Below are 13,030 nucleotides of genomic sequence, written 5' to 3'. Positions count from 1 at the left end.
GGTATACTCAACCTCCATTTAAATTACATCATATGTAATATTTTTTTCTCATCCTGATATTGCACCCTATCATGCATCACGATGAAGTTTCAGTGTTGTGTTTCCTATCATCTGGATAATACCATAACAGCGTCCACTGCTTACCATCCTGCACAAGGTAACAGATCTGCACAAGATCAAACTTTCCAAAGGTTCCGGAATACGTTTGTGTAACTTTGATTTTGTATGCTTCAGAAAAAGGCTTCACGCCCTGAATGATCTCCACATCAAATTCCCGCTCTGGCGGTTCCATCTCCAGTTCAAACGTCTGCACACCAAAATGCTGCATAAAAATGTGAGCTCTATTCTGCACATAGGCACTCTTCGGAAATCGCTCTTTCATTAAAGGATGAAAAAGCTCCCAGGAGCTTCCGAAGTCACCCGTTTGCTCGTATTTGTAAAACTCTTCTGCTACAGCAGCAGCCTCTGTAGGCGCATCTGCACGAAACAGTGCAGGTACACTCCTAATAATCAGCCACAGCAAAAGCACTACAAATAAAATAAGTCCACTTTTTTTGAACAGTGCATTGCGGTTTCTTCTTCTTATCATCATTCAGCCCCCTTGTCCTGCCTACCCCATATGTATGATGGTTTGCAAACAAGTAGAAGCTATGCCTGGACTACACACTGCATTTCCTGGGAAATCAATGATGTCTCCTACCCAGCAAAGCTCGAATTCCTGTATAAACCGCGATGCCACAACTTCCGCCAATCAAGTCTACACCGACATCCCAGATTGAACTCGTACGATTGGGGCTGAACTGTTGGATATACTCGTCAATGGAGGCAATCACTGCAACGAACATCAGCGCCACCGTAATACAAGTTATGACTCTCACCCGTTTGTAACGCAGACTGCCATAGATTAATACTGCGAGTACAGCGTAGATTAATAGATGCGCAGTCTTGCGAAAGAGGAATTCTACAAAAGCATAAGGCCTTTCTCTTAGTGAATACTCGTGCCCATTATAAAACAGGTGCACATCGGGCAATGTCACCCCGATGTGCACCTGTTTGGTCAAACGTTGAAGCCATGGCTGAATATTTTGCTGTTGATAGGATTGGGAAGACATCAGCCAGATTATCGCAATCCAGACCCCTGCTAGCATTAGCCAAAACAACATTTTATACGAACGATTCTTCCGTTGATATTTCTGTTTTCTTGTTTCTCTTCCCTCCGCATTCAGCAATGTTTTCACCACTTTCCTTGCTGTTTCACGGACGTTGCCCTTACTGTTCTAGGTGCTGCGTCAGTAATCCGTGAATGCGCTCCTTTTCCTCTTGACCTACAATAAAATAATAAATACCGTTGATCTTCTCGCCTTTTCCCTTGATCTCAACTGTATCGATTTCTTCCAGGTCGCTACGATAATCCAGAAGCAGTTCTTTCATCTCATCAAATGTCAGATCTGTTCTGACATGTGTACCCAGCTCATCTAACATATTCTGAAGGTGAAGCACACTGGAGAATTGCATCGTATTTTTGAGCATCTGCTTCAGGACCTCTCGCTGACGATCATTCCTTCCCAAGTCGCCCTTCGGATCATCATAACGCATTCTGGAGAACCCGAGAGCAGCGACACCATCCAGATGAATATTGCCCTGCTCATAACGTTTACCCTCATAGTCAAAGGCAAACGGGTTGTTTACATCCACACCACCAACAAGATCAATGATTTTGGAGAACCCCTCCATATCTACTTTCATATAATAGTGAATGGGAATTCCCAAAAATTGTTCGACTGTTGCAAGAGACATATCCACGCCCCCAAAGGCGTAAGCATGATTGATTTTGTCTTCGGTGTTGCGTCCTACAATTTCCGTTCGTGTATCTCGCGGAATATTAAACATCAGCACTTTCTTTTTCCCCGGATTCACACTTAGAACAATCATCGTATCTGAACGTCCTCGATCATTCTGGCGTTCATCTACTCCCAGGATCAAGGCATTAAAGGGCTCTTTGCGATTGAGTTCAACCTGGAGTCCGCCCTTCGCATCGGTTACCGAAACAGGCTTTACGGGATTACGAGGCTCATAAATCTGATCAGCGGTTGATTTAACCGATTGATAGAGATAGATCGCATAACCAAATACAACGATGATTAAAAGGGAAACGATCCAAGCCGTCCATTTCATCCACTTTTTCATGGGGATCTTCCTCACTCATATTGTTGATATTCACTGACAGATTAGATAATTGCTGTTGCTTTCCCTTCCACCTTCACGAGACCTGGACGTCCGACAGAATAATAGTGGAAGGCAGATGCTTGAATCTGCTCCGCACTATACACATTACGACCATCAATCATCACAGGCTCCTTCATCGTTTGGGCTAAGGTTGTCAGATCAACCTGGGCAAATTCCTTCCATTCTGTCAGTACACATAGCGCATCCGCGTCTTGAGCAGCATGAAGCGGGCTATCCTCCCACGAAATCGAGGCAATGTCGATCTCTTTACGGAAGTTAGCCGTTGCAATCGGATCGTAGGCCCTGACCGATGCTCCAGCATCAATAAGATGTTGAACAATATCAATGGCTGGTGCGTCTCGCACATCATCGGTATCCGGTTTAAACGCCAGTCCCCAGATAGCAATTGTCTTGCCTGCGAGTGACCCCAGCGCTTCCTCCAGCTTGTAGATCACTTGCATACGTTGGTCCTGATTGACTTGCACTACAGATTTCAACAGTCTGAAATCATAATCCACCATACCTGCAATCTGGATCAGCGCCTGTGTATCTTTAGGAAAACAAGAGCCGCCATAACCGATCCCTGCCTTCAAAAAAGCAGACCCGATGCGTTTATCGTACCCCATGCCTTCTGCAACACGTGTAACATCCGCCCCAACTTTCTCACAAATATTCGAAATTTCATTAATAAATGATATTTTGGTTGCCAGAAATGCATTGGATGCGTATTTAATCATCTCCGCTGAGCGGATATCTGTAATAATCAGATTACTTGTTAATGGCCGATGAAGTTTCTTTAACGTCTGGATGGCCCGATCACTGCTCGTGCCGATGACAATCCGGTCGGGGTTAAGCGTATCCTTGATAGCGGAGCCTTCTCGCAAAAACTCGGGAACAGAGGCCACGTCAAAGGGCTGGGAGGATATGCTGCGAATCAGATCGCGGATACGGTCATTAGTACCTACAGGAACCGTGCTTTTAGTCACGATGATTTTGTAGCTTTCGAGATGGGTGCCGATCTCCATAGCCACTTGCTCTACATAACTCAGATTCGCCTCACCGTTTGGTAGAGAAGGTGTACCTACGGCTATAAAGACAATATCTGACCGGTGTATCGCCTCACCAATGTTTGAGGTAAACGACAGTTTACCTGCTTGCGTATTGGAAATCATCAACTCTTTAAGACCAGGTTCGTAGATTGGAACGACGCCCTCATTCAGCATTTGTACTTTTTCCTCATTGTTGTCTACACAGATCACCTGGTTGCCAATCTCCGAAAAACAAACCCCTGATACCAGACCTACGTAGCCTGTTCCAATCACCGCAATATTCATCTTGTTTTCCCCCAATTCACGCAATTTTGGATAATATCTTCCCATTCCATCTCAACGCGAACGATGTCCTCTTCCACCAGTTCACTGCCCATCTGCACCTCAATAATTTCGAGTTCGGTCAACGCTTTGACACTGTGCTTCCCTCCTGCCGGAATCACAATGACATCTCCTTGATGAAGCGGTCTGAGCTCGCCGTCCATAATGAATTCACCTTGTCCCGAGACAACGGTCCATACTTCATTTCGTTTGAGATGGTACTGGTACGAAAAGTTTTTATGGGGCTCGATGATGATGCGTTTGGTTAATACTTCTTCGCCTTTTTTATTGCGTGTGTAATCAAGCACTCTGTAACAGCCCCAACGACGTTCTTCATACATGGGGCGCTCAGCGCTATCTTTTAACACTTCCTTGATCTGAGGACTCGCCTCTTTTTCACTGACCAGAATGCCATCAGGACTTGTTGCCACGATCAAGTTGGATACTCCCAGTACGCAGACCGGAATGTTTAATTCATTAATCAGATGTGTGTTCACCGTACTGTTCGTCATGACACCTTTGCCCACAATATTGGTACTCATCTCATCTGTCAGCGTGTTCCATGTACCAAGGTCTTTCCAGTACCCCTCGTAAGGTGTAACCACAATATGCTGAGCCTTCTCCACCACTTGATAATCAAAGCTGATTTTCTGCAGTCTCCCGTACTGTTTCAACATTTCTTCATACTGGATAGGCAGTTCAAGCGAGATGAGCAGATTAATCAAATAATTGAGTTTGAATGCAAAAACCCCGCAATTCCAAAGGGCAGATTGTTCGATCATCTCTGCCGCTTCAGCTTCACGGGGTTTCTCTTGAAAACGGGATACTTTGGCGTAACGTTGTTCTTCTTTAGTTTCAGACCGCTCTGGAATGATGTAACCATACTTTTCCGAAGGATACGTGGGTTTCACGCCAATTAACGCAAGCTCTGCACCGGAGTCATCCAGCACGTCCTCCAGCTCTGTTACTTTATAAAAGAAGGACTCCTCCACATAGGGATCAACCGGAAGCATGGCTACCGTTTCATTTAAGCTGGCTCCCTGCACGGAGTACAAATATACGGCCGCCAAGGCGATTGCGGGGAAGGTATCTCTTCGTTCAGGCTCAACGACCAGATCCACTTCATAACCCAACTGACTTCGCAAAATCTCCACCTGCGGTTTGCTCGTTGCTATCGTTGCTTGGCCACTTAACCCCGTGTGCTGCAATTGCCTCCATACGCGCTGTACCATCGATTCCGTCTGTCCGTCCTCGCCTTCAAGCACCTTCAGGAATTGCTTGGATCTCGTGTCGTTGGACAAAGGCCATAACCGTTTACCTGATCCACCGGAGAGAAGTACGATTCTCAATGCAACCACTCCACTCTATATATTTTTAAGATGATACGGGACAGCTTTTCGTTCGTTATACGGTTGCCGTTGATTCCATATACTTGGTCACGGGTGGAGCACTCGCCTTGGAAGAGGAGTCCATATTGGCTGTGTTCACTTCATGTGTCCATATCCGATAATATCCCGAATTCTTCCCATAAGAGTTATCAATCAATAGGTTAGGTTTCGCCATCAGACAAGACAGGATGTGACCATGTAATCTGGATGTGTGAATCATGCGATAATCCGCGAAGCAGCGTACCGCCTTATTCACAAGGTAGTCACTATATTTCATCCATATGAATTGGGAGAGGGCTCGCGAAGCAGGTTTCTTCAACCCTTTACTGATATAGTAGATTAGCTTTCGCTCATATTTGTTGTACAAGGTGGGCCAATCCAGGTAATCTCCTTGCTGCTCTGCGGAATTCAGAGATTGTTGAGCTGCTGTCTGTTCGATATCTGTTCTAAAGAAATTCAATCTCTCTTTACGAGAGTTACGTTGGATCTCCATCGGCCATAATTGGTGCGCCATATCGGGAACTAAGTTCACCTTAGAGTTGGAGAAATGATCCGAGGCAATTTGAAACGATATCTCATCGCGAACATAGATATGCAGATCTGTATGCTGAGCAAAAACAGATGCAGTTCTTTGAAGAATAGCTTGATCCTTATAAAATATCGTCTGAGGAAGAATCACGATTCGATGATGCGGGTAATGCTGAACGATACGTTCTCTTAATGATTGATGAGCTTCGTATAAATCACCGAAATTCCCACCACCATGAAGAACAATAATATGATCCTGGGGAATTTCAACTTGGTCATGAAAGTCATGGACGCTGTATCGTTGAGACACATAAATATGATGGTCTTTGAAAAAAGCCTCTGTTCCTTTCATAATAAGCAGATCACCACAATTGCTGTGAACGGGATAATCAATGTAATAGATCTTCGAATGAGGGGGCACAACTTCAAGGATCGATTCAAGCCGTTTTTTCAACTCATCCATGGGATGAATCTTTTGCACGTTTGACATCTCTTCTGGCTCCTTTAAATAGATTTTTTTCTCTCCATTTTTGCTTGAGGAAGACCATATCTTCCTTGTTATATAACATCTTGTGCATCGGCATTTTGAAAATAATCGAAACGGATATTAATGACATCAACATACGGACGAAGGAACCAAGTAACAACGCCAGCCCTAAACCGTATAACCCGAACATGGGCGTAAGCACAAAGAACAACGTAATCGTCACAGCAAGTGCGATAACCTGCCGAAGCACGATAACGCCTGGTCTACCGAGCGCATTAAAAGCCGAAGCCAGAATCCAAGATCCTCCGCCAACGATACACTCCAGAGACAACAGATAGAATACACCGCTGGCCTCCAGAAATTCCGGGCCAAACAACAAGTCAATAAAAAAACGACCAATCAGCATACTCGGTATGATGATGATCGTCATAAGTACCATACTAATGCGGAAAGCTCTGCCAACAAGAGACAACACCTGTTGCTGCTCCATGCCGGCTACCTTTGGAAATATGACATTGGTGATGGCCGTCTGCACAACATTAAACATACGCGATAGGGCAAACACAACCGAATATAACCCGAAATCTTTGGGTGTCAGCAGAGCCAAAATAATAATTTTGTCAAACTGGCTATACAACGTGCCTAGCAACTCTACCCCATATACACGAAGGCCATAGCTGAATAGATGAATCCCCGTTCGAATCTGAGCCACCAGCTTGCTGACGGAACTGAATATTTGCTGACGCATGGCAATCATATAACAGGTCAACACCAGTATAGTGCTGGCAAAACTGATAATTATGGCTCGTTCCACGGTTAATACCTGCGCTACCCACAGTAGTACCAAGCCTGCAAGATTCAATAAGGGAGCCAGCAAACGCGACAGATTATAAATATGGAACTTGTCGGTACCTTGTGCGGCTGCCGCAAGCACACCCATGAACAGCATCACTGGAACCATGGATACGGTATACCACCTTGCAATCGCAATAACAGATTCCGAATATGCTGATAGCCAGATAGGGATACCAAACCAACTGATCACCCCGGCAATGATACTGATCGGAATCTGAACGGCAAAGCTCATGCTGATATAAACAGGGAGTTGCTGGCTGTTTTTTTTGACATTGTAAATTAACGAGGTGGGCAGACCAAATGCGGCCAGACCCGAAATGAATGCAGGCCAGAATAAAACAGCCGCAAGCTCTCCCTTCCCCGTCGCTCCGAACATGCGAGCTGTAATAATGGAAGTTAGCGTAGTCACAGCCATAATGAGAATATTAGCCATACTTGTCATGACAATGGTCTGAATAATGCTTCGCTGCCTTGGTTTTCGGGCAATCGCCATGTTCATCAGGTGTTCAGCCCTCTGCCATTTCGGAAAGATCCCACAATCGTGCCGTTCCGATAAGATATTTTAGCCATCTCACTCATGACTTTCTGCACATTATTGAAAGAGATGACGATTAGTAGAGCTGCTTGCACAATTCTTATCGTGTGTTTGAATACGCCCCATGCACTTTTCTTATACCGCGTGGCATCACTTATACCTTGCCAATACACTCGGCGTAATAGCCAACGTTTGGTTAATCTGCTTTTTGCTATTTTGTGTTCAACAACTGCATATGGACTGTAGAAAACTTTATGTTCTTGGCGGACTCGACTGATTAGCTCACTCTCTTCACTTGACATTAGATTTGTACCAACCCGCCCCAAATCTTCTCTAAATGGCTCTAACTTTTCGAAAATACTCACTCTGAATGCTACATTCGCCCCAAAAGGAATAGAAGGCGCAGGCATCTCAACAACTTTTTCAGAAAAATCCATTAGAGTGTACAAGCTCACAATATCTTGTGGTATCCATTCGGGCCTTCCGCCCTCCCATATAGGAACGATTTTCCCACCCACACAACCAATCCGGGAATCCATATCAAATATCTTAATGACTTCGTTGATCCAAGTAGGACATGCCAATGCATCATCATCCAGAAATAAAATAAACTCACCTTTTGCTTCCTTGATTGCCCGGTTTCTTGCATAAGAAAGGCCTAATTGTGGTTCAAAAATATACCGTACATGCTCCGGCATGTGAGACGAATCAAATAAATCCCTAGTATGATCTGTCGAATGATTATCTATGACCAAAATTTCGTAATCGGCAGGATCGGTATCTCCCTTCAATACACTCTCAACAGCCTGCATAGTGTCTAACGCTCTGTTGTGTGTACAAATGGCTACAGAAGCCCTCATGCTCTCACCCCAATCACATTGATATTTAGGCCAATTGCTTCAACAACTTTCCACGATGCGACCACAAACAATAGTTGACTACCCAGTCGTATCCGTTATCCCCCATCGCTCTGGCTAGCCCATCGTCGGTCATTAATTGTTCGATACGCGCAGCAATCTCCTGATCATTAACCGGGTCTACGAGATAACCGGTGATATTGTCCTTCACGGCGTCGGGAATACCGCCACTGTTGCCTGCAATGACAGGTAATCGATAATAGTTGGCTTCCAGGAATACAATTCCGAACCCTTCCACGTCACCCTTCTCCTTGATATCCCGGCTTGGCATAATGAAGAGATCCGCACATTCATATAATTGCTGAAGCTCATCGTCTGTAGTACGTCCTGTAAATACAACAACAGATTCGAGTCCGTACTGAGTTACCAGTCGTTCGAGTTCTCCCTTATACGGCCCATCTCCGCAGATAACATACTTCAGATCAGGAATATGCGTAATAACCTGACTCACGGCTTTCAGTGTGACATCATGACCTTTGCGTTCTACAAGTCGCGAGACGGTGATCATCACTTTTTTGCCATGCAGACCATACTTATCCCGTAAATCCCCCTGACTCCCTGTATCCGCGTTAAGCTTGTTCACGTTAAGTCCCGGTGGAATAATGACAATCTGAGACTCCGAAATCCCCAGTTCAACCAGCTTCGACTTCGTATATTGGCTATTGGCAATCACTTTGTCCGCACGCTTCAGGATGAACAACAGCAGTGGGAATAATCGGCTATTAACCATCCCCATCACATCCAGGCCGTGAACATAAGGAAAGTATTTTACTCGAAAAAGGAATTTCATGAATGGACCGGCTAAGCCAACCGGGAATATATTCACAAAATGAATCTCATCTGTTTTTTTGCGCCATTTCAACAGAATCAGTTGCGCCACCAGAACAAGCTGTGAGAGAATCAACAGCCATTTATTCGAATCTGAAAAAATACGTTTCCGAATAATTTCAAAATCATGCTTCTGGTCGAATTGCTCAGACTCTGCGGTATCATTTATTTTATTGGTCAGCACCGTTGTCTCTTCTGCTGGAATCTGTGATATCAGCCCGTAGGCATAATCATGAATCCCTCCCTTTTCAGGCGGGAAATCAATCGCAACAAACACTTTGTTCATAGCTTTATCTCCCTCACAAGAATACATTTCGCATGCTTACACCGTGCTCATAATAATGTTTACTGTATCCTTGGCACATTTGTTCCAAGAGAAGAAGGCTGAGTGCTCTTTGCCCTGAATGGACATTCGCTGCCCAAGCTCCGGATCAGACATCATCTCTACCAGACGTGAAGCTGCTTCCTGCGGGTGATGGGGGTCAAAGTATAGCCCTGCTTCTCCGCATACTTCCGGGATCGAACCACGGGAAGACACGATAACCGGACAACCAAGCGCCATCGCCTCCAGTGGCGGTAAGCCAAACCCTTCGTACAAGGATGGGAAAATAAAACCGGTGGCATGTTCGTAGAGCGCTTTTAACTCCTCATCCGTCACATACCCTACCCAATTCACACCTTCCGAATCATTCACAGCATGATTACTGAACACCTTACTGTTCTTGGAGCCCACGATGACAACACTCAAATTCTGTGCTTTCACCTGAGGTAAAATCTCCAAGATCAGCTTAAAGTTTTTGTAAGGGTTCATCGTGCTGACAGCCAGTACATACGGGGAGTTAATCCCATATTTCTCAAGTGTACCTTGAGCCGCCTGCCTGTGATGAATATGATCGATGCCCAGGTGTGTAACGGATACCTTCTGGGCGGCAATTTTGCAGTGTTGAATAAGTTCACCTTTGGAAAAGTTAGACACGGTAATGACCTTTTTCGAAATCTTGCCTAAGCGAACCGTTAAAAACTGATACCATGACCGAAACGCGAAGGAAAATGCCTTCGGATAACTGAATACAGAAGCGTCATGGATCGTCACGACCTGATTGCGTTTGAATGCCGGGCCTGTGTTACACAGGTTAATTAGCAATCCTTTTTTCGCGTAAAATGGCAACTCCAGCTGTTCCCATACATGTCCCTTCAGTCTGCCAACAATTCGGTGGCGAATATGTTTCAGTTCAAGATGAGTAACCACATTCGCGGGTGAGAGCAGGCAAAATTCTACTTTCGTACCGTCTACTTCTCCAGCGTCAATCAAATTATCGATTTCCTTCACGAGTTCAATGGCATATCGCTGAACCCCGGTAACGGTCTGTGTCAGGAAACGGGCATTGATATAGATTGTATTCATGTTAATCTCCATTTCTCTTTGAAATTTCCAAACGGGAGGCCGGCCCGGCGGTTTGGAAGCTAACTTCTACATTTCTCGCTTCATAATAGAGACTCACGAACTCCTCATTCATTCGATCCGAGCTGAACTTCTCTTTATACACCTGATGTCCCGCTTCACCCATAGTTGCCAACGTTTCTTTATCAAGTTGCATTAGAATCTCTCTCAACCCTTCGAGTCGTTCAAGTTCAAAGATGTAGCCATTCTCCCCATGCGTCACCAGCTCTGGCAACGAGGCCCGATTGCTAGCGATGACGGGTTTGTGATTTTTCATTGCTTCCAGCGCGACCAAGGGTAACCCTTCCCACCTGGAAGGCATAATGATCGCATCACACTGCTCGTAATAGTGATCAATCTCTGCATTATTGACCCACCCTAACCGGACCATATTGTCGGTAAAGGTCCATTCATTTTTTTCCAATACGCTGTCTCCAATGATGTATAACTGAATACGCTGCTGCAGCTCGGGATACTGCCTGAATGCATCCAGCAGCAGATCCAGTCCTTTCTGCCGATCGTATCTGCCCACAAACAAGAGCCGAATCATGCTGTCATCCTCTTGCTCCTGATCTTTTTGCACAATTACTTGCGGCTGCTCTTCGTGATTGTGAGGCTTGTGAGACTTGCGGTCACGCAGGCCACTATAAACGAATCGGGATTTGGCTGGAGACATGCCCATGCGAATCGATTGCTGCATCTCATATTTTGAAATGTTCACGATATAGTCTGTTTTGAATTCCAGTATTTTCTCGATCATGAAATAAGCCTTTTTATGCAGGGGTTTGGTATCCATCAAAAAAGACCAGCCATGTGAGCAGTAAAAGATACTCGCTTTGCGCGGTGTGAAAAAAAATAAGCCCCTTGCGAGCATACCCGCAAATGAGCTGTGTACATGAATAATATCCGGCTCGATCCGCCGAATAGCTTGGTGAATCTGTCTCATCGCTGAGAAAAAGTGTTTCGGGTGGCGTTTGTAACTGTAACGAAAGATATGCTCTGGCTCCAGATCAAAATCCTTTGCCGAGTTATAATCACTCATCAATACATAAACCTCAAACCGGTTACGCTGGTAGGACACCAGCTCGTTTAAATACGTGGCAACACCGCCCACCACATATTCTCCGATGTGCAAAACCTTCATTTTCGCTCACCCGCTTTATATGGTATATCACCTGCATTACGATGCTGATACAGAGCTATGCCTATGAACATCCAGAAAAAAACGTTCGCAGGAAACAACTCAAGAACGTTGGTCGTCATACTTGCCGCAGCCACTCCTGCGCCGAGGGCTATAGCCACCTGAGGAAGTCTGGAACCTGCCGAGTAAGGTGAGGCATTCATTCGTCTAACCAGTGTGACCAACAACCACATGAATAACATCAAAAAATAGGCAAGACCGATCCAACCTGTCTGTTCGTACAAGGAAAAGTACTGGTTATCCACTGCAAAATTACTGGAGTTCAGACCCATCATATGTGTGCGCCGACTGGCAGCACCAACCGAACCAATTCCGTTGCCGATCATGCCATTCATGGTGAATGGCGAGGTAAGGCTGCTTCCCCATATCTGTAATCGATCAAGCAAGGATGAACTGGAGAGCAGATTTTTGGACTGTAGGAACCTGCCTCCAAAAAACACAACTGCAGGCAGTGTCAGAAAAACAACCGCCAGAACTAACATATTTTTTTTGCTGTACTTGCGAATCTGAATTAAAAAAAGAACCACCTGATATACAAACCAGAGCAACAAAGCCGATCGAATCGTAGATAAAAGCAAAAAGCCGATCGTCAGCAACTGGATCATCAGGCGAAAGCTACGGTGCTTCACTGCCAGCTTGGTTTGTTCTGCAATGATGCCTGTCATTAACAGTGCATACGCATAACCATCCGGCGAGTACGTAATGGAGGATAAACGCGGCACACCCTCAAGATAGTTTTTGATGTTTACGCCGTATACGAATCCCATAGTGATTAACTTTTCTATACCCAGCGCATATTGGGCGCACCATCCTGCAATGAGCATAATAAAAATAACCAGATTGGTTCTGGCAAATGCGTACATTCCACCCTGCTCGGCCATAAACATGCCTGCAAACAGCATCACCAGCGGTAAAAGCGTAATTTTGATTCCATAGACTAACGTGACCACGCTGGAACCGACAAGTACATTTAACGATCCGAGCACGATAAGGGAGGCCAGTATAAACAGGAATAGATTCAGAAAATGAATCTGCTGGCGATATACCCGGGCAAGTGTGTATACCGCAAGTAGCAACATGCCTGCATCCTTTAACGAACGAATCACAATATTATCGACATAGATCGAAATCAGACCATAAATGGACAGATAGAGCAGTAAGAAATGAATCAACATCATGATGACAGAGGAAGGCGCATCAGACCTCGCTTGAACTAATGATGGCGATTTGACGTTCAGAGAAGTCATGTACATC

12 protein-coding genes are annotated in these 13,030 nt (G+C 45.1%); all 12 read right to left on the bottom strand.

All coding sequences use genetic code 11. From position 1 onward, the window contains the following. Positions 1 to 76: 76 nt before the first annotated feature. On the bottom strand, positions 77 to 592 hold the full coding sequence (locus MKY23_RS06360; RefSeq protein WP_253496420.1) for a hypothetical protein: 516 nt from the start codon (positions 590 to 592) through the stop codon (positions 77 to 79). 91 nt (positions 593 to 683) lie between these two features. Beyond that, positions 684 to 1,238, bottom strand: coding sequence for a VanZ family protein (locus tag MKY23_RS06355; protein WP_154890829.1), 555 nt, complete (start codon positions 1,236 to 1,238; stop codon positions 684 to 686). A 31-nt stretch (positions 1,239 to 1,269) separates the two neighbouring features. After that, the gene (locus tag MKY23_RS06350; protein ID WP_154958543.1) at positions 1,270 to 2,187 is read right to left on the bottom strand and encodes an LCP family protein; all 918 of its coding nucleotides are present in this window, start codon (positions 2,185 to 2,187) and stop codon (positions 1,270 to 1,272) included. A 41-nt stretch (positions 2,188 to 2,228) separates the two neighbouring features. Then, on the bottom strand, positions 2,229 to 3,560 hold the full coding sequence (locus MKY23_RS06345) for a UDP-glucose/GDP-mannose dehydrogenase family protein (protein WP_339836396.1): 1,332 nt from the start codon (positions 3,558 to 3,560) through the stop codon (positions 2,229 to 2,231). Beyond that, the gene (locus MKY23_RS06340) at positions 3,557 to 4,945 is read right to left on the bottom strand and encodes a sugar phosphate nucleotidyltransferase (protein ID WP_154890826.1); all 1,389 of its coding nucleotides are present in this window, start codon (positions 4,943 to 4,945) and stop codon (positions 3,557 to 3,559) included. Before MKY23_RS06340 ends, MKY23_RS06345 begins: the two co-directional genes overlap by 4 nt. A gap of 55 nt (positions 4,946 to 5,000) precedes the next feature. Beyond that, positions 5,001 to 6,002 carry a polysaccharide pyruvyl transferase family protein gene (locus MKY23_RS06335; protein ID WP_339836393.1) on the bottom strand — a complete coding sequence of 334 codons (1,002 nt, stop codon included), beginning with the start codon at positions 6,000 to 6,002 and terminating at the stop codon, positions 5,001 to 5,003. Continuing rightward, entirely contained in the window at positions 5,968 to 7,353 is a 1,386-nt protein-coding gene (locus MKY23_RS06330; RefSeq protein ID WP_154958546.1) for an oligosaccharide flippase family protein, read from the bottom strand. The genes MKY23_RS06335 and MKY23_RS06330 overlap by 35 nt, the downstream gene beginning before the upstream one ends. Then, complete coding sequence (locus tag MKY23_RS06325) at positions 7,353 to 8,249, bottom strand: glycosyltransferase (RefSeq protein ID WP_154890823.1); 897 nt, start codon at positions 8,247 to 8,249, stop codon at positions 7,353 to 7,355. Before MKY23_RS06325 ends, MKY23_RS06330 begins: the two co-directional genes overlap by 1 nt. 25 nt (positions 8,250 to 8,274) lie before the next feature. After that, positions 8,275 to 9,420, bottom strand: coding sequence for a glycosyltransferase family 4 protein (locus tag MKY23_RS06320; protein WP_339836388.1), 1,146 nt, complete (start codon positions 9,418 to 9,420; stop codon positions 8,275 to 8,277). Positions 9,421 to 9,456: 36 nt separating this feature from the next. Next, positions 9,457 to 10,539 carry a glycosyltransferase family 1 protein gene (locus MKY23_RS06315; protein WP_167375686.1) on the bottom strand — a complete coding sequence of 361 codons (1,083 nt, stop codon included), beginning with the start codon at positions 10,537 to 10,539 and terminating at the stop codon, positions 9,457 to 9,459. A 1-nt stretch (position 10,540) separates the two neighbouring features. After that, positions 10,541 to 11,719, bottom strand: coding sequence for a glycosyltransferase (locus MKY23_RS06310; RefSeq protein WP_339836385.1), 1,179 nt, complete (start codon positions 11,717 to 11,719; stop codon positions 10,541 to 10,543). After that, complete coding sequence (locus MKY23_RS06305) at positions 11,716 to 13,029, bottom strand: O-antigen ligase family protein (protein WP_339836382.1); 1,314 nt, start codon at positions 13,027 to 13,029, stop codon at positions 11,716 to 11,718. Before MKY23_RS06305 ends, MKY23_RS06310 begins: the two co-directional genes overlap by 4 nt. Position 13,030 lies beyond the last annotated feature (1 nt).

Source organism: Paenibacillus sp. FSL R7-0272, from assembly GCF_037969905.1.
GTDB lineage: Bacteria > Bacillota > Bacilli > Paenibacillales > Paenibacillaceae > Paenibacillus > Paenibacillus polysaccharolyticus.
The sequence above is the reverse complement of the archived record's forward strand: the minus strand, read 5'-3'. Positions and strand labels throughout refer to the sequence as shown.